We start from the raw sequence: 25,802 nt of genomic DNA on the forward strand, positions 1-25,802 counted from the left end.
CGGCCCCCCTGATCCGGATGGCGAAATTCTGGACCCGTTGCCCGGCCCGGTCAATCCTTGCGGCCGAACAGGCGTTCGATGTCGGACAGGCGCAGCTTGACCCATGTCGGGCGGCCGTGATTGCACTGACCGGATTTTGGCGTCCGCTCCATCTCGCGCAGGAGGGCGTTCATTTCATCCGCGCTCATCCGCCGTCCCGAACGGACCGAGCCGTGGCAGGCCATCGAGGACAGGACCGCATCGATCCGCGCGCGCAGACGGTCAGAGGCGCCCTGATCGGCGAGATCGTCCAGAATGTCGCGGATCAGAGGCGCGGCATTCAGCCGGGCCAGCATCGCCGGCACCTCTCGTATGGCGATGGCGCCGCCGCCGAAGGGTTCGATCACCAGCCCAAGATCGGCCAGTTCCCCGGCGATTGACAGGATCCGGCTGGCATCAGATTCGGACAGATCGACGATCTCGGGGATCAGCAGCGCCTGGCTGGGAATGCCGTGCTCGGCGGCCTGCGCCTTCAGTCGTTCATAGACCAGACGTTCATGGGCCGCGTGCTGATCGACGATGACCATGCCATCGGCGGTTTGCGCGATGATGTAATTTTCGTGTACCTGTGCGCGGGCCGCCCCCAGAGGCGCATCGGGAAAGGGTGCAGCCTGCGGTTCCTCGTATCGGGCCGAGGGCAGATCAGAGAAACCCGGGTCCAGAACCGGTGGCGGCGCCTGCAGGTCCAGACTTGCGCGCAGGGCCTGCGGCGATGGGCGGTAATCCATCTGATAGCTGCGGGCGGGCGGCGTCTGGTCCGGTTCGGGGCGAAAGGCCGCAAGGGTCGCATCGCCCACCGTCGAGGATGCGCGATGACCGGCATTGGCCATGCCGTGCCGCAGCGCGCTGACCAGCAATCCGCGCGCCGATTGCGGATCGCGAAACCGGACCTCGGCCTTGGCGGGATGGACATTCACATCGACAAGCTGCGGATCGCAGGTCAGATACAGCACCGCCGCCGGATGCCGCCCCGAGGCCAGCACATCCATATAGCCCGCGCGCAGGGCCCCGATCAGCAGCTTGTCCCGGACCGGGCGGCCATTGACGTACAGATGCTGGGCCACCGCCGCGCCCCGCGAATAGGTGGGCAGGGCGGCGAAGCCGGTCAGGGTCAGCCCGTCGCGTTCGGCATCCAGAGCGATCGCGTTGTCGATGAAATCGCGCCCCATGACCCGCGCCAGCCGGGTCTGAAGCGCGCCGAAAAGTTCGCCCTGTTCGGCATCCGCGCGAAACAGTTCCCTGCCATCGGCGGTCAGCGTGAAGCCGACATAGGGTTCGGCCATGGCCAGTCGCCGGATGGTGTCGGCCACGGCCTGAGTCTCGGCCCGCTCGCTGCGCATGAATTTTAGCCGGGCGGGTGTGGCGAAGAACAGGTCGCGCAGGTCGACCACGGTGCCGCGATTGGCGGCGGCGGGGCGCACCGGTTCCATTCGGCCGGCCGCGACCACGATCTGAGCACCTTCGGCCCCGGCGGGTCGGCTGGTGATGGTCAGCCGCCCGACCGCCGCCAGCGATGGCAACGCCTCGCCCCGAAAGCCAAAGCTGCGAATCGCCAGAAGGTCACTGCCGTCGATCTTGCTGGTCGCATGGCGTGACAGGGCCAGCGGCAGGTCCTCATCGCTCATGCCGCAGCCGTCATCGGTGACGCGGATCAGCCGCTTGCCTCCGGCCTCGATGGCGATGTCGATGCGGCTGGCCCCGGCATCCAGCGCGTTTTCGACCAGTTCCTTTACCGCCGAGGCCGGGCGTTCCACCACCTCGCCCGCGGCGATGCGGTTGGCGGTCGCTTCGTCCAGTTGCCGGATGACCGGGCGGATATGGGGTGCGTGGCTGTTCATCTTACCAGATATAGCAGGGTGAAGAGGCGGGTGAAAGAAAATCGCGGCGGAATCCGGTCGCCGGGAAACCGGACAGGCGGGTATCGGGTTGGGTCGGCATATGCAACGAAGGATGCAAGCCATGATGCAGAAGATCACGCTGACCCTGATCTGCGGGATGACGCTGGCGGTTGCCGCCTGCGGCCCCAACACCGCCACCCGCGCCACGACCGGTGCCGCAACCGGGGCGGTCATTGCCGGACCGGTCGGTGCCGTGGGCGGTGCGGCCCTTGGTGGCAGCGGCGCCGTGCAGGTCAAATGATCACCGCCTGAAACGCAAGGCGCCCGCAGGAAGCTGCGGGCGCCTTGTCATGTCGACAGTTCAGTTGGTGGCGGGTGGATCGCTGTCGATACCTTCGGGGCGTCCGACCAGCACGAAGCGCAGATCATCCGACCTCAGCAGCCTTTGCGAGACGCGCTGCACATCCTCGGCGGTGACGGCCTCGACCCGGTCGTTGCGGGTGTTCACATAGTCGATGGGAAAGCCGATCAACTGCATCCCGGCCAGGATCCCCGCGATCTTGCCGTTTCCGTCAAAGCGCAGCGGGTATTCGCCGGTCAGATAGGTCTTGGCATCCTGCAATTCCCGGTCGGTCACGCCCTCGGCGCCCATGCGGTCCCATTCCTGCCGGATCAGGTCGATCGACTGCGCGATATTGGCGTTCGATCCGGCCATGCCGCCCTGCCATGTCTGGCCATAGATCCCCGTGGCCAGCCCGGTGCCGACGCCATAGGTCAACCCGCGCTTTTCGCGGATCTCTTCCATCAGGCGCGAGCTGAACCCGCCGCCGCCCAGAATATGATTCGCGACATAGGCGGCAAAGTAATCCGGATCGTCGATGGGCAGGCCCGGCCCGGCAAAGCTGACGACGGTCTGCGGACTGTCCCAGTCGATGACCGTCACGCCCCCCGTCAGTTGCAGATCCGCCTGCCGGGGCAGCGGGGCGGTGCCCTTTTCGGGCAAGCCGCCAAGGATCTTGTCCAGAAGCGGTCCAAGCTCCTCGGCCGAGATATCGCCCGCCGCCCCCACGACAACGCGATCCCGCGCCAAGACACGGTTCTTGGCCGCGACCAGATCCTTGCGTGTCAGCGCGGCAAGCGAGTCGGGCGTGCCATTGATCGAGGTCGCATAGGGATGGTCGCCCCAGGCCTGTGCCGCCATTTCCTTCGAAGCCAGCGATTGCGGATCATTCGCCTCGGATCGCAGGATCGCCTGCACCTGCCCGCGGACCCGGTTCACGGCCTCTTCGTCGAAACGCGGTTGAGTCAGGGCGCGGGCCAGAAGGTCGGCGGCCTCGTCACGGTTCTCGGTCAATGCGCGCATGGTGACCGACAGTGAATCATCACCGACGTCAAAGCTGAAATTCGCGCCCAGATCCTCGACCGCGCGGGCGAAACCGGTGGCATCCAACTGCCCCGCGCCTTCTTCCAGCGTGGCGGTCATCAGATTGATCGCGCCGCGCTTGCCTTCGGCATCCAAGCTGGCCCCACCCCGGAAATCGAAGGACAGCGCGGTGAACGGGATCGTCGGATCCTCGACCAGCCAGGCCTTGATCCCGCCGGGCGAGGTCACTTCCTGAATGTCGATGGCATGGGCGGGAACGGCAAGAACCGCAAGAACCAGGGCAATCGCGGCGCGGATCATCCTTTCACCTCGTTGCTGGCTGGGGTTGTGGCGGGGGCGGCGGCGTCACTGGCCGCGTCGGCAGGGGCCTTTGCGGGGGTCTTGCCCGCGCCGGCCTGTTCCTGCGGTGGCTGGGGCAGCAGCCAGCCGGTCACGGTGGCCTTGCTGTCCAGCAGGTCGCGGGCGGCGGCATGGACATCCTCGGCGGTGACGGCGGCCAGAATCTCGGGCCAGTCATTCACGTCCTGAACCGAAAGACCCGTCGCCAGACCCTGCCCGTAATCATAGGCGCGACCCTGCGCGCTGTCGCGGGCATAGACCTGCGCGGCGCGGATGCGGGTCTTGACCCGTTCCAGATCGGCGGCATCGGGGCCGGTTTTCAGAAATTCCGCCAGCGCCTTGTCCAGCGCGGCTTCGGCCTTGTCGGTGTCCAGATCGTCGGCGGGAACCATCGACAGCGAAAAGGTCGTCGGATCGACCGACAGCCCGTCATAATAGGCATTCACCCAGATCGCATCGCCCGTCAAAGCCAGCTTCCGACCCAGAACCGAAGTCTGCATCGAGCCGCCCAGCAATTCCGCCAGCACCGTCAGCGCGGCGGCGCGGGTCTGGTCGCCGGGGTTGCGTTCGGTCGTCAGATAGCTGCGGATCAGCGTCGGCTGCGACACGCGCGGATCTTCCATCTGGATGCGGCGGGGGGACCGCTGCGGAGGTTCCTGCGGGCGCAGGCGCGGTTCGGCCTCGCCCTTGGCGGGGATCGGGCCGTAATAGGTTTCAGCCAGTTCGCGCGCCTGTTCGGGAGTGACATCGCCCGCAAGGATCAGGACCGCCTCGTTCGGGGAATAATGCGCGTCATACCATGCGATCGCATCTTCGCGCGTCAGGCCCATCATCTCGTCACGCCAGCCGATGATCGGACGGCCATAGGGATGGTTGTAGAACTGAACCGCGTTGCGTTCCTCGCGGAACAGGGCGCCCGGATCGCTGTCGGTGCGTTGGGCGCGTTCTTCCAGAACGACCTGCCGTTCGGCCTGCCAGTCATCCTCGCCGATCTGAAGATTGGCCATGCGGTCGGCCTCCATCTCCATGATCAGGGGCAGGCGGTCGCTGGCGATGCGCTGAAAATAGGCGGTGTAGTCATACGAGGTGAAGGCATTGTCGCGCCCGCCATTCGCGGTCACGGTCTTGGACAGCTCGCCGGGTTCCAGCTTGTCGGTGCCCTTGAACATCAGGTGTTCCAGATAATGCGCGATGCCCGATTTTCCCGGCATCTCATCGGCGGCACCGATCTTGTACCAGACCATCTGCACGACGACCGGGGCGCGGTGATCCTCGATCACGACGGTCTCCAGACCGTTGGGCAGGGTGAAATGGCTGATGCCTTCGGGCATCGGGGCCGTATCGGCCGCCTGGGTCGCGGCCGGGGCGGGTTTCGGGACGGGCTTGTCGGCGGGCGCCTCGGCCCCGGCGGCTGCGGCGAAAAGGCCAAAGGCCAGGGCCGCGGGCAGCAGGGCAGCGGGGGGGCGGCGGTGCATCTGGGCAGAACCTCCTGTTTCCTGCGCGGAAATCTGACGGGTGAACGCGCCCCGCGCAAGCCGCCCTCGCGCCATTGTGTGATCGTGGGCTGCGACCGGATGTCCCGATCAGGCCGGGATCAGCGTGACGGGCAACGCGACCGGACCATGTGCCTGCAAGCCCGGTTTCCAGCGCACCGGGCCGCAACGCCCGATCTGGCGGGTGCGGGTCAGAAGCTGGCCGAACAGGATTTCCATGTTCAGCCGGGCCAGATTGTTGCCCAGACAGACATGGGCGCCCTGTCCAAAGGCCAGATGCACGTTCGGCCTGCGGGTGATGTCGAACCGATCGGGGTTGGCAAAGGCCGCCGGATCGCGATTGGCGCTGGCGTAAAGCAGGCCGAACTTGGTGCCCTGCGGCCAGTCGCGCCCAAGGATGGTCAGATCCTTCGCGGCATAGCGGTGAAAGAACGGCAGCGGCGCGGCATAGCGGAAACTTTCCTGAACCGCGCCGTGCATCAGGGTCGGATCGTCGCGCAGCAATGCCATCTGGTCGGAGTGATCCAGCAGCGCGTTCATTGCGTTGCCCATCGCATCCACGGTCGAGCCGTGCCCCGCATGCAGCAGCTGCATCAACGTGGCGATCAGCTCATCCTCGGTCAGCCGGCCTTCCGCCCGGACCTGCAACAGCGCAGTGGTCAGATCGTCTTGCGGTTTCGCGCGGCGGGCGCGGCACAGATCCTGCAACAGATCGTGGAACAGGCGGGTCGCCTCTTCGGCGCGGGCTTTCTTGGCGGGCGTGCGGTCCACGTCGAAATAGCTGACCACATCTTCGGACCAGCCAACCATGATCCGCGCCATGTCGGGCGGGGTGCCGATCAGCCGCCCGATCACCTGCGCAGGCAGATCGGCGGCCAGATCGGCAATGAAATCGATCCGCCCCGCGCCAAGCGCGCGGTCAAGCTGCGCGGTGACATGGTCCGACACCCAGCCCCGCAACCCTTCCAGCCGGGTCTTGGTGAAGAACGGGAACACCGCCTTGCGCAGCCGGTCATGATCGGGCCCGTCGATTTCCAGCATCGAGGTCTGCACGAAACGTTCGTGAAACGGCATGTCGTGGAAATTCGCGGCCCGCTGCATCGCGCGCCGCTGATCGGCGCTGGCAAAGGCCTGGGTGCCGCGCACCATCCGCCGGTCCAGCGCGATCTGCCGGATATCGTCATGGCGTGCGACTAGATAGCCGCCGAAATCGTCCCAGAAGGGCAGATCGTCCCGCGCGCGCAGGGCCTGATAGCCGGCCCAGGGATTGCCGGCGAAATCCGGCGAGGCCGGATCGAAACCGGCGATCATCAGTCTTCGGCAGAGCTGGGCGGTCCACTGGGCGTCCGGGCCCCGGCCCGCTGCCAGCGCAGCTGCTCGGCATAGGGGTCCAGCGCCATGCGTTCATAGGCGCGCAGATAGACGTCGCTGCCCGCCAGCCGCTCCAGCGGGCGGGGGCCATTGCGCTGACGCCATTTCAGATCTTCGGCGGCCAGCGTTTCGCGGATCCCGGAATCGGTCCCGTTCCGCCCGGCATAGGCAACAAGCGCCTGATCCGCGGCGCCGATCCCGCGATCCGACAATGCCGCCGGGTTGCCGCCAAGCGCGCCGACCGCATCGGCCATCGGCGTGGGGTCGGTGATATTACCGCCACCCGGCGTCGGTGCGGGCAGGACGGCCAGATCGGGGGGCATCGACAAGGGCTTGGTCGGCAGTACCGAGAACTCATCGGGGCTGCGCGCACCGCGATCCAGATTGGTCAGCTTCGGATCGCCGCCGCAGGCCGCGACGCCGAACAGCGCGACTGCGCCCATCATCTGCCAGATTGCCCGCATTGCCCCTGCCTCTTCTTTCGTTCGGCCCCGTTCTAACGTTATTTGTTGGCCTCGTCACGGGTGTTGTCGGCAGCTTTCTCGGCGGCCGGTCTGCGCGGTCGGGCCGGGGGCTTGGGCTGGGTTTTCTTCGGCGCTGCCTTGGCGGGCTTCGGCTCGCCCTGTGGCAGCAGGACCAGACCGAACGCGCCCATGAAGATCGCGATATCGGCGACGTTAAAGCTGTAGGGGTTCTGCCAGCCCGGCAGCGACATGTTCAGGAAATCGGCTACCGCGCCATAGGCGACCCGGTCGATCACATTCCCAAGCGCGCCACCGATCAGCAGTCCGCCCGCGATCCGGCCCAGCCGCCCTGCGGCCGAACGCCACAGCCAGACCCAGACCCAGCCCGAAATCACCAGCGCGATCCCGATCAGAACCCAGCGCATCTGATCCTGACCCGATGCGAACAGCCCGAAATTCACGCCCTGATTCCACGCCATGCGCAGGTTCAGCCACGGGGGCAGCAGATCGATCTCGCGCACGCGATCCAGCTGCATGACATGGATCACCCAATATTTCAGCGCCTGATCCAAGGCGATGATCAGTGCCGTGATATAGCCGGTCAGGCGCATATCGGCACGGACCGGCGGCTTGGGCTTGCGCGGCGCACGGGGGCGCGGCGCAGGCTTGGGCGCCGGTTTGGGGCTGCTGTCGGCCTTTGCAGGCTCCAGGGGCAATTCCTGCTGCATCAGTGCCGGAAATGTCGTTGACCGGTAAAGACCATCGCCAGGCCCAGACGGTTGGCCGCGGCGATCACCTCATCGTCGCGCATCGATCCACCGGGCTGGATCACCGCCTTGGCGCCCGCCTCGGCCAGTGCCTCGATGCCGTCGGCAAAGGGGAAGAACGCGTCCGATGCCACGGCGGACCCGATGGTCAGCGGCTGGGCAAGACCAAGCGTCTCGGCCATGTCCTCGGATTTGCGGCGACCGATGCGGGTGCTGTCGACGCGGCTCATCTGGCCGGCGCCGATGCCGACGGTCGCACCGTCCCTGGCATAGACGATGGCGTTCGATTTCACATGCTTGGCGACCGTCCAGGCGAACAGCAGGTCGTTCAGTTCCTGTTCCGAGGGCTGGCGTTCGGTCACGATCTTCAGCGCGTCGCGGGTGACATGGCCGTTGTCGCGGCCCTGCGCCAGAAACCCGCCCGCGACCTGGCGGAAGGTCATGCCGGCGGCAGTCGGATCGGGCAGCCCGCCGGTGGTCAGCAGGCGCAGGTTCTTCTTGGCGGCGAAGATGCGCTTGGCGTCCTCGTCCGCGTCGGGGGCGATGACGACCTCGGTGAAGATCTTCACGATCTCTTCGGCGGTCGCCCCGTCCAGCGGCTGGTTCAGCGCCACGATCCCGCCAAAGGCCGAGGTGGTGTCGCAGTCGAAGGCCCGCTTGTAGGCCTCGATCGCGGTCGCGCCCTGGGCCACGCCGCAAGGGTTGGCGTGTTTGATGATCGCGCAGGCCGGGCCATTGGCCGGGTCGAATTCGGCGACCAGCTCAAAGGCGGCGTCGGTGTCGTTGATATTGTTGTAGGACAGTTCCTTGCCCTGCCACTGCCGGGCGCTGGCGACGCCGGGGCGGGTGTCGCCGGTGACATAGAAGGCGGCTTGCTGATGCGGGTTCTCGCCATAGCGCAGCCCCTGCGCCAGCGTGCCGGCAAAGGCGCGGCGGCGGGGCGTTTCCTCGCCGATGGCGCCGGCCATCCAGGTGCTGACCGCGGCGTCATAGGCGGCGGTGCGGGCATAGGCGATCTGGGCCTGACGCTGGCGGAAGCCCATGGTGGTGTGATCGTCATTGGCGTCCAGCTCGGCCAGCAGGGCGTCGTAATCCTGAACATCGACGATGACGCTGACAAAGCCGTGGTTCTTGGCCGCCGCACGGATCATCGCCGGGCCGCCGATATCGATGTTTTCGATGCAATCGGCGTAATCGGCGCCCTTCGCCACGGTTTCCTCGAACGGGTACAGATTGACGACCAGCAGATCGATCGGGCCGATGCCATGCGCCTGCATCGCGGCCAGATGCTCGTCATTGTCGCGCAGCGCCAGAAGACCGCCATGCACCGCCGGATGCAGCGTCTTGACGCGACCGTCCATCATTTCGGGAAAGCCGGTGACATCGGCCACGTCCTTGACGGTCAGCCCCGCCTCGCGCATCGCCTTGGCACTGCCGCCGGTGGACAGGATCTCGACCCCGCGTGCCGCAAGCTTCTGGGCAAACTCGATCAGACCGGTCTTGTCGGACACCGAAATCAGGGCGCGCTTCAGGGCGACGGGATGGGACATGGGGGAACCTCGCAGCTGGATCTGGGGCGTGACCTATCGTGCAACCCGGCCAAGGTCCAGCTTTCCCAGTGGGTCAAGCCCGGTTTTGGCGGCTTCCGGCGCGGCTGCGCCGGGCGGGCCGTGGGCGAGGGAAGGGGATGGGCAGGGGGTCCGGGGGGCGGCAGCACCCCCGGCGGTCGCGGGACGCAGAAAACGCCGCGGGTTTCCCGCGGCGCGCCCTTCATGTCGGCTTTTGCAGATGTGCCAGATAGAACCCGTCCATCCCGCCGCGCTCGGGCCAGTAATCCGGGCGCAGCCGCAGACCGCCCTCGGGGGTGATCCATGCCGGGTCGATGCCCGGCAGATCGGGGTGCAGCACCTGCAACCCCTCGTGGCGGGTCAGGGCGGCGCGGATCTGTTCCTCGCCCTCATCGACCAGCAGCGAACAGACGGCATAGACCATGCGCCCGCCCGCCGGCAGAAGGTCCAGCGCGTGATCGATCAGCTGCGCCTGCAAGGCCACCAGATCCGCGATACCCGATCCGTCGCGCAGAAAGGGCAGGTCGGGATGGCGGCGGATGGTGCCCGTGGCCGAACAGGGCGCATCCAGCAGAATCGCATCCAGCCCGCCCTTGGGCCGCCAGTTCAGGGCGTCGGCGGTGACGATCTCGGCGGTCAGGCCACAGCGGCGCAGATTCTGGGACAGGCGTTTCAGCCGCGGTGCGCTGATATCGACGGCCGTGACTTCGGCCTCCGCCGCAGCCAGTTGCAGCGTCTTGCCGCCCGGCGCGGCGCAAAGATCGGCGATCCGCTGGCCCTTTTGCGGGTTCAGCAGCCGCACGGGCAGCGCGGCCGCGGCGTCCTGCACCCACCAGGCGCCCGCCTCGAATCCCGGCAGGGCGGACACCTGAACCGGTCCCGCGATCCGCAGCGACCCGGTCGGCAGCGTCTCGGCCTCGGGCAACGCCTCTGCGGCGGGTTTCGGCGTCAGGTCCAGCGGCGCGGGCCGTTGATGCGCGGCCTCGATGGCCTTGGCGACATCCTTGCCCCATTGCGCCGCGATCGGTCGGCGCAGCCAGTCGGGCAGGCGCTGCGGCGGCATCCGGTCCCAGTCCTGATGGGCCGATACCTTCCGCAGCACGGCATTGACCATGCCTGCCGCCGCCTGGCCGCGCTTGCCCAGGGACCGCGTCAGCGTCACCGCCGCATCGACGACGCCATGGGCGGCGGCCTTCAGTTCCAGCAGCTCGACCGTCGCCAGGATCAGCACATCCGCGACCTGTGGCGTGGGCTTGCGATTGACATGGGCGGCGATCACCGCCTCGGCCCTGGCGCGGTGGCGCAGGGCGGTCGCCGCCAGCCGCGCGGCGCGGGCCTGATCGCTGACCGACAGGATCGCCAGACCCTCGGCCTGGTCGGACAGTGACCGCCCATCGCGGACGCCCTGCAACAGTCGCCATGCGGCTTTCCGCGCCTGATCGGTTCCCGGCTTTGCCAAAACGCTTTCCTTCGCCTAGATGTATCCAGATGCAACCCGCGACATTTACGTCCAATCGGGAGATGTTTCCATGAGTGATCGACCCGATCTACCCCCCGCCGCCCAACGCGCCCTGGCCGAGGCCGAGGCCCGCCGCAAGGCTGCCGCCGCCGACAAGCCGCTGCCGGTCGAATATGGGGGCCGCGACGGCCCCGAGCCGGTCCGCTTCGGCGATTATGAAAAGAACGGCATCGCGGTGGATTTCTAGGAATGAAATGGCTGCGTGCCTCGGCCGTCGCACAGGGCCGCGCGATCATGGCGGGGCTTCTGGACCCGCTGGACCAGACCGAGGCCTATCTGGAGGCCGTGCAGTCCCACCCCTATGGCCGGCGCATCTATGCCAGGCTGACCCCGGACCGCGCGCGCGCCGAGGCGATCGCTGCCCATGACCGCGCCCGCGCCGAGCTGCGCCGCAGCCTGCTGGACGGCGTCGCGATCAGCTGGAAGGACAATATCGACAGCGGCGGCATCCGGACCGAGGCCGGTTCGCGCCTGCTGGAAGGTCGGGTGCCGCGCCGCGATGCCGATCTGCTGTCGCAGGCCACGCGCGACGGGCTGATCTGCCTGGGCAAGACCCACATGACCGAACTGGCCTTTTCCGGGCTGGGGCTGAACCCCTCGACCGCGACGCCGCCGAATGCGCTGGATGCCGACAAGGCGCCGGGCGGATCGTCCTCGGGGGCGGCGGTCTCGGTGGCGCTGGGGCTGGCGGCGGCGGCGATCGGGTCCGATACCGGCGGATCGATCCGGGTGCCTGCGGCATGGAACGACATCGTGGGTTTCAAGCCGACGCATGGCGCGCTGCCGTCGCGCGGGGTCGTGCCGCTGTGCCGCCGCTTTGACGTGGTCGGACCGCTTGCCCGCAAGGTCGAGGACTGCGCCGAGATCATGGCCGTTCTGGTCGGCAAGCCCGCCGTCGACCTGAAGGGCGCCAGCGCGCGCGGGCTGCGCATCATGGTTCTGGACGGTCTGCCCTTCGCCGAGGCCGAGGACGGTCCCGTCGCGGCCTTTCACGATGCGCTTGGCCGGCTGGACCGCGCCGGGGCGCAGATCACGCATGGCGACTTCGACATCGTCGACAAGGCCATGGCCCTGTCGCCCCGCCTGTTCGCCCCCGAAGCCTATGGCATCTGGCGCGCCCAGATCGAGGACGCGCCCGAACTGATGTGGCCGCCGATCCTGACTCGTTTCCGCGGCGGCGCCGATATCAGCGCCGCCGATTATGTCAGCGGCTGGGAAGTGCTGGACCGCCTGCGCCGCGAATGGGCGGCCAAGCTGGCCGGTTTCGATGCGATCCTGCTGCCGACAGCGCCGATCCTGCCGCCGGATGTCAAACGGCTGTCCGCAGACGAGGATTACTTTACCCGCGCAAATCTGCTGACGCTGCGCAATACCCGGATCGGCAATCTGCTGGGCCTGCCCGCGCTGTCCCTGCCGACCGGGCATCCGGGCTGCGGGCTGATGGCGATGGGCCATCGCGGCGGCGACCGGCACCTGCTGCGCGTGGGGGCGGGCATCGAGGCCGCACTGGCGGTCGATTAAGCCATGTTCTGCCCCGTTTTGCTGGACGCAGCCCCGTGATGACGCTACTGTTTTAGCTAATTAATCGGGGCAAAGACCCCGGAGCGAGGCAGACATGGCAATCCCCGAGCGGTTCTCGAACCTGCCGGAATATGCGTTCCCGCGCTTGCGGACGCTGTTGTCGGGTATTGAACCCGGCCTGAAACAGGGCGAATCCCCGATGGTGCTGACCATCGGCGAACCACGGCATCAGATGCCCGATTTTCTGGGCCGCGTGCTGGCCGAGAATCTGGCCGGTTTTGCCAAATATCCCACCAACGAGGGCATGCCTGCCCTGCTGGATGCGATCGGCGGCTGGCTGGGGCGGCGCTATGACCTTGATGTCGCGCCGGAACGGATCATGGCGCTGAACGGCACCCGCGAGGGGCTGTTCAACGCGGCGATGGCGCTATGCCCGGAACAGAAGAACGGGCAGCGGCCCGCGATCCTGATTCCGAACCCCTTCTATCAGGTCTATGCCGTCGCCGCGGCGGCCGTGCAGGCCGATCCGGTCTTTGTGGCCGCGACCCCGGCCAGCGGCAATCTGCCCGATTACGCGGCCTTGCCCGCCGAGGTGCTGGACCGCACCGCGATCGCCTATCTGTGTTCGCCCGCCAATCCGCAGGGCGCGATTGCGGATCGCGATTATCTGGAACGGTTGATCGGGCTGGCCGAGCGGCATGATTTCCTGATCTTCGCCGATGAATGCTATAGCGAGATCTATCGCGACGCGCCGCCGCCGGGCGCGTTGGCCGTGGCGACGCAGATGGGGCTGGCCGACCGAGTGGTGATGTTCAATTCGCTGTCGAAACGGTCGAACCTGCCGGGGCTGCGGTCGGGCTTCGTGGCGGGCAGCGCGGAACATCTGGTGCAGATCCGGCGCCTGCGGTCCTATGCGGGCGCACCGCTGCCCCTGCCGCTGCAAGCCGTCAGCGAGGCCGCGTGGCGCGACGAGGATCACGTGATCGCCAGTCGCGACCTGTATCGCCGGAAATATGTCATCGCCGACCGCGTTCTTGGCAATGTGCCCGGATATCGGCCCGTTCAGGGCGGCTTTTTCCTGTGGCTGCCGGTCGCGGATGGCGAAGAGGCCGCGCGGCGTCTGTGGGCGCGGGCGGGCATTCAGGTGCTGCCCGGCGCCTATCTGTCGCGCGAGGTCGATGGCGGCAATCCGGGCAAGGAATTCATCCGGGTGGCGCTGGTGGCGGCGCCCGAGGAAACCGAGGCCGCGCTGACCCGGCTGCGCGGCGTGCTGTATGACGAGACGACGGGGGAAGGATAAGGCGATGGCAAGCTGGCAGGCAAAACACCGCGATCCGCTGTTCGACCAGAACACACAGGCGGCGCTGGAACGGCGCGGCAAGGAATTGCTGGGCGCGGGCTTGATCGTCGTCGGCATCCTGATTTCGATGATGCTGGGCAGCTGGTCGGCCGATGACCCCAGTTTCCTGTCGGCCACCGATGCCCCGGCCCAGAACATGCTGGGCAGTTTCGGCGCCTATATCGCATCGCCATTGATGATGATCGCGGGCAAGGGCGCGTGGATCCTGGTGGTCGGTGCCTTTGTCTGGGGCATCCGGCTGATGCTGCATCGGGGCGAGGACCGCATCATGCGGGCAATCTTCCTGCCCATCGCGATGGCCAGTGCCTCGGTCTATTGTTCCAGCCTCGCACCGGGTCCGCAATGGCAGCAAAGCTATGGCATGGGCGGGCATTTCGGCGACATGATCATGGGCGCCCTGCTAAGCCTGATCCCGCTGAAGGCGCAGATCGGGATCAAGCTGGCGGCGCTGTTGGTGGCGGCGGGATCGGTCGCGCTGCTGGCCTTCACGCTTGGCTTTGACAAGACCGAACTGACGGCGCTGTGGCGGCGCTTCAGGACCGGGCTGATGGTTGCCTATGGGGGCGCGATGCGGCTGCTGGGTCGCGGGGCCGTGGCCTCGGTCGGGATCAGCGACCGGATCAAGGCCCGGCGCGCCAAGGGCCGCGACAGCACAGAGCCCGCGCCCGCAGCCCGCGCCGAACCGAAGATGCGCCGCGCCTCTGTGCCGCCGCAGCCCGATTTCCAGCTGGAAGAGGAACTGCCCGAGCCCGAACTGATCGAGCGTGATTGCGATTACGACGGCGCCGGTCCGTCCGAGGCCGAGGTCAAGCACCGCATCAGCGACGCGATCACCAGCCGCAGCGACCGTCCGAATGTTCTGGCTGCCGTGGCCGCCCGTCTGGTCCGCGAGGGCGAGGCAAAGCCCGCCGCCGATCAGCCGGAATTCCAAGTTGAACCCGCCGATCCGGTGCCTTTCGGTCAGGACACCGAACGCAAGGTCGTTGCGCCGGTGAAGAAACCGGGTGCCGCAACATCGCGACAGGCCCGCGCCGAGGCCGAGCCGGATTTCGATTTCGACGACAGCAACAGCGATTACGAAAAGCCCGCGCTGTCCCTGCTGACGGCGCCGAAAGAAAGCGATCAGCAGCAGATCTCGGAAGAGGCGCTGATGGAAAACGCCCGTATGCTGGAGGCGGTGCTGGACGATTACGGCGTGAAGGGCCAGATCACCGAGGTCCGCCCCGGCCCGGTCGTCACGCTGTATGAACTGGAACCCGCGCCGGGGCTGAAGGCCAGCCGTGTGATCGGTCTGGCGGATGACATCGCACGGTCGATGTCGGCCCTGTCGGCGCGTGTCAGCACCGTGCCGGGCCGCAGCGTGATCGGCATCGAACTGCCCAACAGCCGCCGCGAAAAGGTGCTGCTGCGCGAAATCCTGGCCAGCCGCGCCTTTGGCGATGGCACGCAACCGCTGCCCCTTGCGCTTGGCAAGGATATCGGCGGCGACCCGATCGTTGCGAACCTGGCCAAGATGCCCCACCTGCTGATCGCGGGGACCACGGGCTCGGGCAAGTCGGTCGCGATCAACACCATGATCCTGTCGCTTCTTTACAAGCTGACGCCGGATGAATGCCGCCTGATCATGATCGACCCAAAGATGCTGGAACTGTCGGTCTATGACGGCATCCCGCATCTGTTGTCGCCGGTTGTCACCGACCCCAAGAAGGCCGTCGTCGCGCTGAAATGGGTCGTGGGCGAGATGGAGGACCGGTACCGCAAGATGTCCAAGATGGGCGTGCGCAACATCGAAGGTTACAACGGCCGCGTCCGCGAGGCCCTGTCCAAGAACGAGATGTTCAAGCGCACCGTCCAGACCGGTTTCGACGAGGACACCGGCGAACCCATCTTCGAGACCGAGGAATTCCAGCCCGAAACCTTCCCCTATATCGTGGTCATCGTCGATGAGATGGCCGATCTGATGATGGTCGCGGGCAAGGAAATCGAGGCCTGCATCCAGCGCCTTGCGCAGATGGCGCGGGCCTCGGGGATCCACCTGATCATGGCCACGCAGCGTCCCTCGGTCGATGTCATCACCGGCACGATCAAGGCGAACTTCCCGACCCGGATCAGCTTCCAGGTGACCTCGAAGATCGACAGCCGCACCATCCTTGGCGAACAGGGCGCCGAACAGCTGCTCGGTCAGGGCGACATGCTGTATATGGGCAATGGCGCAAGGATCACCCGTATTCACGGCCCCTTCTGCAGCGATGAAGAGGTCGAAGAGGTGGTCACCCATCTGAAATCCTTCGGGCCGCCCAGCTATAAATCGGGCGTGGTCGAAGGCCCCGACGAGGACAAGGCCGATGGCATCGACGCCGTTCTGGGCCTTGGCGGCGGCGATGGCGGCGATGATGCGCTCTATGATCAGGCGGTGATGATCGTGGCCAAGGACCGCAAATGCTCGACCAGCTATATCCAGCGGAAACTGGCCATCGGCTATAACAAGGCCGCGCGTCTGGTCGAACAGATGGAGGATCAGGGCGTGGTCAGCGCCGCGAACCATGTCGGCAAGCGCGAGGTTCTGGTGCCCGAAGTCTAGGCCCGCGCCGCAGATGCCCTATCGAACCCGGCAGCTTTTGCTGTCGGGTTTTTTCATAGCTAGGGGCAGGGCGGCGTCGCGGTTGCGATCTTGCCGCTGGCGCAGCTATGCGGAACCTGTCAATCTGCGCGCATGACCGTCTGGAACATCCATTTTCTGAATGCGCGCAATGGCCTGACCCCGATCATGGACCAGATCCGCGCGACCGCGCGTCAGGTTCTTGCGCAGGTGTCCGAACAGGCCGAGCTGCCGCGCTTTGATCTGGTCATCAAGGGCAAGGCCGGCGGCGGCATCCCTGAATGGGGCATCGGCGGCCATGCGCCTGCGCCGGGCCTGATCGAGGTGACGCTGAACCCCGAACGGTTCGATCCGGCCCCGCTGCGGCGCACGCTGGTCCACGAGATGCATCACCTGATCCGCTGGGACGGGCCGGGCTATGGCCGATCCCTGGGCGAGGCACTGGTCAGCGAAGGGCTGGCGGGTCACTTCGTGTTGCAGGTTCTCGGCGGCAAGCCCGATCCCTGGGACGCGACGGTACCGGCCTCGGGGGCGCCGCGACGGGCGATGAATGAATGGTCACGGCTGGATTACGACCATGCCGAATGGTTCTTTGGCAAGGGCGGGCTGCGCAAATGGACCGGCTATGGGCTGGGTCACCGGCTGGTCGGCGACTATCTGGCGCAGAATGCGGGCAGCAATGCCGCCGATCTGGCGACCGTGGCCGCCGATCAGTTCCGTTCGACCATGCGGCACCTGGCCGGATCGGACCCGTCCGAGGACGCGCCCGCCACCGATTAGCGGCGCGGCGTGGCCCGGATGCCGGTAAAGACACCCATCAGCAGACCGGCCAGCGCGCCGCCCAGATGCGCCTCCCATGCGATGGCGGGCATGGCGACGGTCAGCACGATGTTCAGCACCACGAGTATCGTCACCGCGCGGATCAGCTGACCCAGGGGGCGCTGACGGCGATAGCCCGCGACCGCCGCATGGGCGACCAGCGCGCCCGCCAGCCCGAAGATCGCGCCCGATGCCCCGACCATCGGGCCTGCGTCAGGTTTCATCACCGCGAACAGAAGGGCGGCGGCGATCTGGCTGACCAGATAGACCACCGCCATCCGCCGCGCACCGATCAGGCGGTGCAGTTCGCGCCCGACGGCGGCCAGCGACAGCATGTTCATGCCCAGATGCGCCAGCCCGGAATGCAGCAGGCCATAGCTGAAGAACATCAGCGCGGGCTGGCCCGGATAGACCCCGTGCAGCGCGTGGAATTGCGGCGACCAGAACCCCAGAACCGCAAAGACCGCCTGCCGGACGGGCAGGGTAACGTAATAGGTCAGGCCGCCAAAGCCCTGCATCCGGACGGGAAAGCCGGTCCCGGTCAGATCGCACAGCGCCAGCGTGCCTTCGATCAGGCAGCAGATGACGATCAGCACGATGACCCAGCGCGGCAGCGTCAGGCTGGTGCGAGAGCGCGGCATCCAGGCCTGATCGGTCATCTCAGCCATCCGCCTTGATCTGGCGTGCCTCGTCGATCAGCATGATGGGAATGCCCGCGCGGATCGGAAAGGCCAGCCCCGCCGCCTCGGAAACCAGTTCCTGCCGTTCCGCATCAAAGCGCAGCGTGGCATGGGTCACGGGACAGACCAGCGCCTCCAGCATGTGGCGGTCATAGGCGTGGGGCGCATCACTCATTGCAGTCGGTCCTCGTTCTCGCCGTTGCGCAGCGAATATTCGATCAGCCCTTCCAGCAGCGCGCGCCGCTCGCAAAGCGTTTGCGCCTGTAGCAGGGCCTGTTTCTCGGCGTCGTCGAAGGGCAGCATCATAGCGAGGGAATTGATCAGCATCTCATCCTCGGCCTGTTCGGCGGCGTCCCAATCGGTCGACAGTTCATGCATGTCCATATAGCGGCGCAGCATGTCGATAAAGCCGGGGCGTTGCAGGTCCGGGTCGGTTTCCGGGCCGCGCAGATCGCGCTTGAAGCCCGACCAGTCGATCTGTCCCTGAATATAGGGGGCAAAGCCTTCCTCGACCTGATCCAGCCGAAAACGCGAGATCGCCCGAAGCGAAATCATCATTCGCCCGTCCTCGCCTTCCGAAAAGGCGACGACGCGACCGGCGCAGCCGATGTCGCTCAGGCCGTCACCCTCGGGCTGAATCATGCCGATCAGGCGGTGCTCGGTCTTCAGCACGTCTTCCAGCATCTGCAGATAGCGCGGCTCGAAGATGTGCAGCGGCAGCTTGGTCCGCGGCATCAGAACCGCGCCGGTCAGCGGAAACAGGGGGATCCGCTGGGGCAGGTCAAAACGCAGCATCAGGCGAAGATCATCGAGGACAGGCGGCGGCGGCCCTTCTGCGCAATCGGGTCCGTCGGTTTGAGGCTGTCGAAGATGGTCAGCAATTGCGCCTTGGCCGCGCCTTCGTTCCAGTCGCGGTCGCGGCGGAAGCTGTCCAGCAGCATATCGACCGCCTCTTCGACCTCGCCCGCGGCATGCAGGGCCTTTGCCAGTTCCAGCCGTGCCTGCTGATCGTCGGGATCGGCCTCGACGGCGGCGCGCAATTCACCCAGGGGGCCCGCGCTTTCGGCCTGTTGTGCCAATTGCAGCTGGGCGCGGGCGGCTTCGACCGGGGCCGAGCCTGCGGCCTTGGGCGGCACCTGTTGCAGGGTCGACGACGCGGCCGCGGCGTCGCCTGCGGCCAGATGGCCCCGGATCAGACCGCCCCAGGCTTCGGCGCTGTCGGGATCCTCGCCGATGATCGCGGTAAAGGTTTCGATGGCATCGCCATGCGCGCCCTCTTCCAGCATCGCTTCGGCGGCGGCGATGGCCTCTACAAGCCCGCCGTCATCGCCCGACATCGCAGCCAGCTTGTCCACGAATTCCTTGATCTGGCTTTGCGGCACCGCGCCCTGGAAGGCATCGACGGGCTGGCCCTGGAAGAACGCGTAAACGGTTGGAATCGATTGCACGCGCAACTGTCCGGCGATCATCTGGTTTTCATCCACATTGACCTTGGCCATGCGGACCTTGCCCTTGTGGCGGGCAACCTCGGCTTCCAGTTGCGGGCCAAGGGTCTTGCAGGGGCCGCACCACGGCGCCCAGAAATCAACGATCACCGGGACCTGCATCGAGGCCTCGACCACTTCGGCCATGAAGTCGGCCTCGGTGACGTCCTTGATGAAATCAGCGGTTTGCGGCGGGGTCTGTGCGCCATCCAGAAGCATAGTCATCTTGTTCCCAACGGGTTCGGTGTCGTTTCGAGCAATATGGGATGAACTGCGCCCGAGTCAAAGCCCAGACCTGCACCAAGCGATTCGATCGCCCTTCGCGATGGTGTTATCCCCGGCTGGAACGCGGTGAAATCCGCGTTCGGGCGACAACTTTCGGGCGAGAGCGTTTTTGCAGATACGGCTGCAGGATGTGAAATATTGAAATGAGACTAAAAGTCGCACTTTTTGCTTGATGCGCAAGTTTCCGCGCATCAAGGATGGTCTTCACGCGTCCATGGCGATCCCACTGGTCCGGGTGTCCGCACCCGTTCCATCGCAGCCGCATGTGATCATGCGCCTGTGAGGGGTGGTGCCGATCACTGATCGCGCGGCACCGGGACAGGGCGGTCAGGGCCTGATCGGCGCGTCGGTATCGTAACAAGTCTGCCCGCACTTCCCGTGCGGGCATTTTTCTTGTCCGGCGTCTACAGATCGAAGCTGGCAAAGACCGGGGCGTGGTCACTGGGCTTTTCCCAGCCGCGCACCGGGCGCAGGATGCGGCTGCCATGGGCGGCATTGGCGATATCGGGCGTGGCCCAGATATGGTCCAGACGGCGGCCCTTGTCGGCGGCGTCCCAGTCGCGGGCGCGATAGGACCACCACGAATACAGCAGGCCTTCGGGGATGTCCTTGCGGGTCACATCGACCCAGCCGCCGGCATCCTGTGCGGCCAGCAGGTGCTCGACCTCGATCGGGGTGTGGCTGACAACCTTCAGAAGCTGCTTGTGCGACCAGACATCGTCTTCGCGCGGGGCGATGTTGAAATCGCCGACCATGATCGATTTCTGCGGCTTGTCGGCGTGAAAGACGTCGCGCATCTCGGACACGAAATCCAGTTTCTGCCCGAATTTCTCATTCACCTCGCGGTCGGGGACATCGCCACCCGCGGGGATATACATGTTGTGGATGGTCACGCCGTTGTCCAGCCGCGCGGCCACATGGCGGGCATGGCCCAGTTTCGCATAGTCGCGGTCGCCCGCATCGGTGATCGGCAGGCGCGACAGGATCGCCACGCCGTTATAGCCCTTCTGCCCGCGCGCAACCATGTGGGTATAGCCAAGCGCGCGGAACGCCTCGGTCGGGATCTTTTCGACGGGCGATTTGCATTCCTGCAGGCACAGGATATCGGGCGCCTCTTCGCGGAGAAGCCGGAGCACCAGCTCTTCGCGCAGGCGGACGGAATTAATGTTCCAGGTGGCGAGGGTGAACATGGGCCGGCTCCTTTTTCCGCGCGGACCCTAGCGGCGACGGCCCCCGCTGTCGAGCCAGCCAATCGACCCTTGGTGATCGGGACCCCGGCGGGTAAGCATCGGGCAGGGCAAGCAGGGGCACATGATGAAGCTGACCGTGGATGAGGCACTGGCCAAAGGGGGCATCGGCGCGTTTCAGTGGCGGTTGCTGGCGATTTTCGGGATGGTCTGGGCGGCGGATGCGATGCAGGTCATCGCGGTCGGCTTTGCCTGGCCCTCGGTCGCGGCCAGTTTCGGACTGGACCGTGTCACCGCCTTGCAGATCGGCACGGTGTTCTTTCTGGGCATGTTCGTCGGCGCCTTTGTGTTCGGACGGCTGGCCGACCGCGTGGGGCGGCGCGGCATCCTGCTGCTGACGGTGGCGATGGACGCGGTCTTCGGGCTGGCCTCGGTTCTGGCGGGCGATTTCACGCTGTTGCTGATCTTGCGATTTCTGACCGGTATCGCGGTCGGGGGAACATTGCCCGTCGATTACGCGATGATGGCGGAATTCCTGCCACCCCGGAATCGCGGGCGCTGGCTGGTCTGGCTGGAAGGGTTCTGGGCCATCGGCACCATCATCATCGCGCTGACCGCCTGGATCGCCAGCAGCGCGGGGATCGCCGATACCTGGCGCTGGATCTTTGCCGTGGCCGCACTGCCCGCATTGATCGGGTTCTGGCTGCGCTGGTGGATCCCGGAATCGCCGATGTTCCTGATCCGCAACGGTCGTCAGGCCGAGGCGCGGCAGGTCGTGAACCGCGTGTTGCGCGCCAATGGCGTCGACCCGATCGCGGACGAGGTGCAGATCGTGCCCGCCCCGGTCGCGGCTTCGGCCGAACGCTCGATCCTGTCGCCGGGGCTGCGCCGCGCCAGCCTTGGCGTCATGGCGGTCTGGTTTCTGGTGTCGCTGTCCTATTACGGCGTTTTCGTCTGGGTGCCGGGGCAATTGGCGACCGAGGGATTTGGCTTTGTGCGCGGCTTCGGCTTTGTCGTGATCCTCGCTCTGGCGCAGGTGCCGGGATATGCGCTGGCCGCCTGGGGGGTCGAGGCCCTGGGCCGCCGCGCCACGCTGATGGGGTTTCTGCTGCTGTCGGCTGCGGGCTGTTTCCTGTTCACCATCGCTGGTTCCTCGGCCGTGCTGGTGGCGGGGTCGCTGATCCTGATGAGCTTTGCACTGCTGGGCACATGGGGCGCGCTTTATGCCTTTACCCCCGAACTTTACCCCACCAACCTGCGTGGCACCGGCATGGGCACCGCAAGCGCGGTCGCGCGTCTGGGCGGCATTCTGGCGCCCAGCCTGCTGGCCATCGCCTTCAGCCGCGGCTTCGGTTTTGCCATCGGCGTGTTCGCCGTGCTGCTGCTGCTGGCGGCGGTCGCGCTGTTGCTGGTGCGGGACGAAACCCGCGACCGCGCCATCGGATAGGGTGCAACCGGCCTGCGGGTCCGCCCGTTGCCCCGGATACGGATAGGAGGAAACGATGGGCCAACTGGTCAACGGCGTCTGGAAGGACGAATGGTACGACACCGACGCACATGGCGGTGAATTCGTGCGCAGCAATGCCAAGTATCGCAACTGGGTCACGGCGGACGGCACCCCCGGCCCCAGCGGCGAGGGCGGTTTCAGGCCCGACAGCGGGCGCTATCACCTCTATGTGTCCTATGCCTGCCCCTGGGCGCATCGCGCGCTGATCTTTCGTCAGCTGAAGGACCTTCAGGATCATATCGGCGTGTCGGTCGTGCATCCCGACATGCTGGGCGAGGGGTGGGAATTTCGGCAGGACTTTCCCGGCACCACCGGCGATCGGCTGTTTGACAGCGATTACCTGCGCGACATCTATCTGAAGGCCAATCCCAATGCCTCGGGGCGGGTGACGGTGCCGGTTCTGTGGGACCGCGAACGCGAAACCATCGTGTCGAACGAAAGCGCCGATATCATCCGCATGTTCAACGCGGCCTTCAACGCGCTGACCGGCAACGAAGACGATTATTGGCCGGAACATCTGCGCGGCCGGATCGAAACCGTGAACAGCCGGATCTATGACAGCGTCAACAACGGCGTCTACAAGGCCGGTTTCGCCACCTCGCAGGCGGCCTATGACAAGGCGGTCGGGCCGCTGTTCGACAGTCTGGACTGGATCGAGGGGCTTCTGGCCGACCACCGATACCTGACCGGCGAAACCCTGACCGAGGCCGACTGGCGGCTGTTCACCACCATCGCCCGTTTTGATGCGGTCTATCACACGCATTTCAAATGCAATCGGCGCCGCATCGTCGATTACCCTAATCTGTGGGGCTGGGCGCGCGAATTGTATCAATGGCCCGCTATCGCGGAAACCGTCCGGCCCGACCATTATACGCGGCACTATTACTACAGCCACGACATGGTGAACCCGAACCGGATCATCCCGACCGGCCCCGATGAGGACTGGACCGAACCGCATGGACGCGGCTGACCCGGCCGAAAAAGAAACCCCGGCGCCGCAAGGCACCGGGGCATCAGAGAGGGAGGGGTTTGTGGCCGCATCCTCCGACCACTGGGCTTCGGGTCATTAACGCGGCGCCTGTCACGCGGTTCCATCCCATTGCGACGGTTTCGGCAGGCAGTGATGAAAGGGGCGACATGACAACGCCCGACCTGATGGCCGGGCGTTTCGCAGGACTTATGCCACCAGGCGATAGCCACCTGATTCCGTGACCAGCAGGCGCGCATTGCTGGGATCGGGTTCGATCTTCTGGCGCAGACGGTAGATATGGGTTTCCAGCGTGTGCGTGGTCACGCCGGCATTATAGCCCCAAACCTCGTGCAGCAGCACATCGCGCGGCACCACACCATCCTGAGCGCGATACAGGAATTTCAGGATATTGGTTTCCTTCTCGGTCAGGCGGATCTTGCGATCCTTCTGATCGACCAGCATCTTCATCGCGGGCTTGAACGTATACGGCCCAAGCTGGAAGATCGCGTCCTCCGACTGTTCATGGGTGCGCAGCTGCGCCCGCAGCCGGGCCAGCAGGACCGGGAACTTGAACGGCTTGGTCACGTAATCATTCGCGCCGGCGTCCAGACCCAGGATCGTGTCGGCATCGGTGTCATGACCGGTCAGCATCACGATGGGGCATTTCACGTTCAGCTTGCGCAGCTTCTTGCACAATTCGCGCCCATCGGTGTCGGGCAGGCCGACATCCAGAACCACCAGATCGAAGATCGCGTTCTTGCTGGCCTCGACGGCCTCGGCGCCACTGCCTGCTTCGATCACATCGAAATCATCGGTCGCGACCAACTGCTCGGCCAGGGCTTCGCGCAGGTCCTCTTCGTCATCGACCAGCAAGATTTTTTTCAGTCCGGGCATGTTGCCTCCTTTGCGTCATTGCGCAAATGAGTGGGGTGGGACCGGTTCTTCGTCCAGCAACATGTCGAAAATCTCACATGGAGTTGTCGGAAATCGGCACTATGTTTCAGAATGTTTCAAAAATTCGTGGCCGTGACCCTGATATGAGCCTGCTTCCAACCCTTGCCGAGATGGTGTCCCGCGCCCGTGCCGATCTGCGCATGGGGCTGCCCGTGATGATCGGCGGCTATCTGACGGCCGCGGTCGAAACGCTGACGGCGGATCGGCTGGCGGCGATGCGCGCACTTGGCCAACCGGTGATCGTGCTGACCGAAAGGCGGGCCTCGACCCTGAAGGCGCGGGCCTATGACGGTGGATTGGCGCGGGTCGACCTGCCGGGTGACGCCGATCTGACCTGGCTGCGCGATCTGGCCGACCCCGCCAACGATCTGCGCCACCCGATGAAGGGCCCGCTGTTCACTCAGCGTCAGGGCGACACGACCGCGCATCGCGCCTCGCTGGCCCTGGCGAAATCGGCACAGCTGCTGCCCGCGACGCTGATGGTGCCCGCACCCCCGTTGCCCGACCTGACGCAATTGCCCGATCAGCCCCTGCTGGCGCAGTTGACGCAAGAGGCCGCGATGGCCCCGGTCGCCGCGGCGCGCCTGCCACTGTTGTCGGCGGAACGCTCGCGTCTGCATATCTTCCGCCCCGATGACGGCGGCGCCGAACATTACGCGATCGAGATCGGCGACCCGCCGCGCGACAGCGACGTCCTGACCCGCCTGCACTCGGCCTGTTTCACCGGCGATGTGCTGGGCAGCCTGAAATGCGACTGCGGACCACAGCTGCACGCCGCGCTGAATGCCATGGGGCAGGCGGGGGCGGGCGTGCTGCTGTATCTGAACCAGGAAGGGCGCGGCATCGGGCTGGCCAACAAGATGCGCGCCTATGACCTGCAGAATCAGGGCTTCGACACGGTCGAGGCCAATCACCGTCTGGGATTCGAGGATGACGAACGCGATTTCCGTATCGGGGCCGCGCTGCTGAAACGGCTTGGTTTTTCCAGCGCACGCCTGATGACCAACAACCCGCGCAAGGTTGCGATGCTCGAGGGGCATGACATCCGCGTCACCCAGCGCGTGCCCCTGATCACCCCGCGCAACCGCTTCAACACCGACTACCTCGATACCAAGGCCGAAAAATCGGGGCACCTGCTATGACCCCGCAGGACATGATCCTGACGCCATCGGGCCTGCGCTTTCGCGGCCGCCTCTATCCTTGCAGCATCGGCAAGACCGGCGTCACGACCGACAAGCGCGAAGGCGACGGCGCCACGCCTGCGGGTCGGCACCACATCACCGGGCTGTGGTATCGCCCCGACCGCCTGCCGCGTCCGGCGCCCTGGGCGCGGGCCATCGGGCCGGGCGATCTGTGGTGCGACGATCCCGCACATCCGTCCTATAATCACCATGCCCGCGCGCCATTGGTCGCCAGCCACGAACGCCTGCGCCGCGCCGATCCGGTTTACGATCTCGTGCTGACGACCGACTGGAACTGGCCCGATGCCCTGCCGGGGCGCGGCTCGGCCATCTTCCTGCATCAATGGCGCCGGCCCCGGTTCGGCACCGAAGGCTGCATCGCCTTCAGCCGCGCCGACCTGTTCACGATCGTCCGCATGGCGCGACCCGGAACCCGCCTGATCGTCGCTTCTTCTTTGTCCAAATACCCCTGA

Annotated in this window: 24 protein-coding genes; 10 read left to right on the forward strand and 14 right to left on the reverse strand. The window is 66.0% G+C overall.

Going from position 1 to position 25,802, the window contains the following annotated elements; genetic code table 11:
* Nucleotides 1–50: 50 nt before the first annotated feature.
* Nucleotides 51–1,877: a DNA mismatch repair endonuclease MutL gene (gene mutL / locus BMX67_RS04325; protein WP_090732759.1), complete on the reverse strand. Its 1,827-nt coding sequence runs from the start codon at nucleotides 1,875–1,877 to the stop codon at nucleotides 51–53.
* 121 nt (nucleotides 1,878–1,998) lie between these two features.
* Here mutL and BMX67_RS04330 point away from each other — a divergent pair, with 121 nt between their 5' ends.
* Nucleotides 1,999–2,178 (forward strand): hypothetical protein, encoded by a 180-nt coding sequence (locus BMX67_RS04330; RefSeq protein ID WP_139206441.1) that lies wholly within the window; start codon nucleotides 1,999–2,001, stop codon nucleotides 2,176–2,178.
* A gap of 60 nt (nucleotides 2,179–2,238) precedes the next feature.
* Here BMX67_RS04330 and BMX67_RS04335 read toward each other — a convergent pair whose 3' ends face one another.
* The 7 genes from BMX67_RS04335 to BMX67_RS04365 form a co-directional block, all read right to left on the reverse strand.
* Complete coding sequence (locus BMX67_RS04335) at nucleotides 2,239–3,561, reverse strand: M16 family metallopeptidase (protein WP_090732762.1); 1,323 nt, start codon at nucleotides 3,559–3,561, stop codon at nucleotides 2,239–2,241.
* The gene (locus BMX67_RS04340; RefSeq protein ID WP_090732906.1) at nucleotides 3,558–4,931 is read right to left on the reverse strand and encodes a M16 family metallopeptidase; all 1,374 of its coding nucleotides are present in this window, start codon (nucleotides 4,929–4,931) and stop codon (nucleotides 3,558–3,560) included. Before BMX67_RS04340 ends, BMX67_RS04335 begins: the two co-directional genes overlap by 4 nt.
* 252 nt (nucleotides 4,932–5,183) lie before the next feature.
* Complete coding sequence (locus BMX67_RS04345) at nucleotides 5,184–6,404, reverse strand: cytochrome P450 (RefSeq protein ID WP_090732764.1); 1,221 nt, start codon at nucleotides 6,402–6,404, stop codon at nucleotides 5,184–5,186.
* A complete protein-coding gene (locus BMX67_RS04350; protein ID WP_090732765.1) occupies nucleotides 6,404–6,928 on the reverse strand; it encodes a DUF3035 domain-containing protein in 525 nt (174 codons plus the stop codon). Before BMX67_RS04350 ends, BMX67_RS04345 begins: the two co-directional genes overlap by 1 nt.
* A gap of 38 nt (nucleotides 6,929–6,966) precedes the next feature.
* Nucleotides 6,967–7,656 (reverse strand): signal peptidase II, encoded by a 690-nt coding sequence (gene lspA, locus BMX67_RS04355; protein ID WP_245739174.1) that lies wholly within the window; start codon nucleotides 7,654–7,656, stop codon nucleotides 6,967–6,969.
* Nucleotides 7,656–9,245 (reverse strand): bifunctional phosphoribosylaminoimidazolecarboxamide formyltransferase/IMP cyclohydrolase, encoded by a 1,590-nt coding sequence (purH, locus tag BMX67_RS04360; protein WP_090732767.1) that lies wholly within the window; start codon nucleotides 9,243–9,245, stop codon nucleotides 7,656–7,658. Before purH ends, lspA begins: the two co-directional genes overlap by 1 nt.
* 220 nt (nucleotides 9,246–9,465) lie before the next feature.
* Complete coding sequence (locus BMX67_RS04365; RefSeq protein WP_090732768.1) at nucleotides 9,466–10,722, reverse strand: RsmB/NOP family class I SAM-dependent RNA methyltransferase; 1,257 nt, start codon at nucleotides 10,720–10,722, stop codon at nucleotides 9,466–9,468.
* Nucleotides 10,723–10,792: 70 nt separating this feature from the next.
* Here BMX67_RS04365 and BMX67_RS04370 point away from each other — a divergent pair, with 70 nt between their 5' ends.
* The 5 genes from BMX67_RS04370 to BMX67_RS04390 all read left to right on the forward strand — a co-directional run bounded on the left by BMX67_RS04370 (nucleotide 10,793) and on the right by BMX67_RS04390 (nucleotide 17,042).
* The gene (locus BMX67_RS04370; protein WP_090732770.1) at nucleotides 10,793–10,969 is read left to right on the forward strand and encodes a DUF1674 domain-containing protein; all 177 of its coding nucleotides are present in this window, start codon (nucleotides 10,793–10,795) and stop codon (nucleotides 10,967–10,969) included.
* Nucleotides 10,970–10,971: 2 nt separating this feature from the next.
* On the forward strand, nucleotides 10,972–12,303 hold the full coding sequence (locus BMX67_RS04375) for an amidase (RefSeq protein ID WP_090732771.1): 1,332 nt from the start codon (nucleotides 10,972–10,974) through the stop codon (nucleotides 12,301–12,303).
* Between the two features lie 94 nt (nucleotides 12,304–12,397).
* The gene (locus BMX67_RS04380; RefSeq protein ID WP_090732773.1) at nucleotides 12,398–13,603 is read left to right on the forward strand and encodes an aminotransferase class I/II-fold pyridoxal phosphate-dependent enzyme; all 1,206 of its coding nucleotides are present in this window, start codon (nucleotides 12,398–12,400) and stop codon (nucleotides 13,601–13,603) included.
* Nucleotides 13,604–13,607: 4 nt separating this feature from the next.
* The gene (locus BMX67_RS04385) at nucleotides 13,608–16,244 is read left to right on the forward strand and encodes a DNA translocase FtsK (protein ID WP_090732775.1); all 2,637 of its coding nucleotides are present in this window, start codon (nucleotides 13,608–13,610) and stop codon (nucleotides 16,242–16,244) included.
* A gap of 132 nt (nucleotides 16,245–16,376) precedes the next feature.
* Complete coding sequence (locus BMX67_RS04390) at nucleotides 16,377–17,042, forward strand: DUF2268 domain-containing putative Zn-dependent protease (protein WP_090732776.1); 666 nt, start codon at nucleotides 16,377–16,379, stop codon at nucleotides 17,040–17,042.
* Here BMX67_RS04390 and BMX67_RS04395 read toward each other — a convergent pair.
* The 5 genes from BMX67_RS04395 to BMX67_RS04415 all read right to left on the reverse strand — a co-directional run bounded on the left by BMX67_RS04395 (nucleotide 17,039) and on the right by BMX67_RS04415 (nucleotide 20,720).
* On the reverse strand, nucleotides 17,039–17,749 hold the full coding sequence (locus BMX67_RS04395; RefSeq protein WP_090732777.1) for a rhomboid family intramembrane serine protease: 711 nt from the start codon (nucleotides 17,747–17,749) through the stop codon (nucleotides 17,039–17,041). The two genes, BMX67_RS04390 and BMX67_RS04395, sit on opposite strands and share 4 nt — an antisense overlap.
* A complete protein-coding gene (locus BMX67_RS04400; protein WP_090732778.1) occupies nucleotides 17,742–17,936 on the reverse strand; it encodes a Trm112 family protein in 195 nt (64 codons plus the stop codon). The genes BMX67_RS04395 and BMX67_RS04400 overlap by 8 nt, the downstream gene beginning before the upstream one ends.
* Entirely contained in the window at nucleotides 17,933–18,556 is a 624-nt protein-coding gene (locus BMX67_RS04405) for an LON peptidase substrate-binding domain-containing protein (RefSeq protein WP_175479804.1), read from the reverse strand. Before BMX67_RS04405 ends, BMX67_RS04400 begins: the two co-directional genes overlap by 4 nt.
* A complete protein-coding gene (gene trxA / locus BMX67_RS04410) occupies nucleotides 18,556–19,470 on the reverse strand; it encodes a thioredoxin (protein WP_245739176.1) in 915 nt (304 codons plus the stop codon). Before trxA ends, BMX67_RS04405 begins: the two co-directional genes overlap by 1 nt.
* 464 nt (nucleotides 19,471–19,934) lie before the next feature.
* Nucleotides 19,935–20,720, reverse strand: a complete 786-nt coding sequence (locus BMX67_RS04415; protein WP_090732782.1) for an exodeoxyribonuclease III — start codon at nucleotides 20,718–20,720, stop codon at nucleotides 19,935–19,937.
* 124 nt (nucleotides 20,721–20,844) lie between these two features.
* On the opposite strand from BMX67_RS04415, the gene BMX67_RS04420 reads away from it, so the two are divergent.
* Both BMX67_RS04420 and BMX67_RS04425 read left to right on the forward strand, forming a co-directional pair.
* Nucleotides 20,845–22,164 carry an MFS transporter gene (locus tag BMX67_RS04420; protein WP_217645771.1) on the forward strand — a complete coding sequence of 440 codons (1,320 nt, stop codon included), beginning with the start codon at nucleotides 20,845–20,847 and terminating at the stop codon, nucleotides 22,162–22,164.
* 55 nt (nucleotides 22,165–22,219) lie between these two features.
* The gene (locus BMX67_RS04425; protein ID WP_090732785.1) at nucleotides 22,220–23,194 is read left to right on the forward strand and encodes a glutathione S-transferase family protein; all 975 of its coding nucleotides are present in this window, start codon (nucleotides 22,220–22,222) and stop codon (nucleotides 23,192–23,194) included.
* Nucleotides 23,195–23,401: 207 nt separating this feature from the next.
* On the opposite strand, the gene BMX67_RS04430 is transcribed toward BMX67_RS04425, so the two are convergent.
* Nucleotides 23,402–24,088, reverse strand: coding sequence for a response regulator transcription factor (locus tag BMX67_RS04430; protein ID WP_090732786.1), 687 nt, complete (start codon nucleotides 24,086–24,088; stop codon nucleotides 23,402–23,404).
* 143 nt (nucleotides 24,089–24,231) lie between these two features.
* Between BMX67_RS04430 and ribA the strand changes: the two genes are divergently transcribed.
* Nucleotides 24,232–25,290, forward strand: coding sequence for a GTP cyclohydrolase II (gene ribA, locus BMX67_RS04435; RefSeq protein WP_090732787.1), 1,059 nt, complete (start codon nucleotides 24,232–24,234; stop codon nucleotides 25,288–25,290).
* Complete coding sequence (locus tag BMX67_RS04440; RefSeq protein ID WP_090732789.1) at nucleotides 25,287–25,802, forward strand: L,D-transpeptidase family protein; 516 nt, start codon at nucleotides 25,287–25,289, stop codon at nucleotides 25,800–25,802. The genes ribA and BMX67_RS04440 overlap by 4 nt, the downstream gene beginning before the upstream one ends.

The sequence above is a fragment of the Paracoccus homiensis genome (assembly GCF_900111675.1).
Lineage (GTDB): Bacteria > Pseudomonadota > Alphaproteobacteria > Rhodobacterales > Rhodobacteraceae > Paracoccus > Paracoccus homiensis.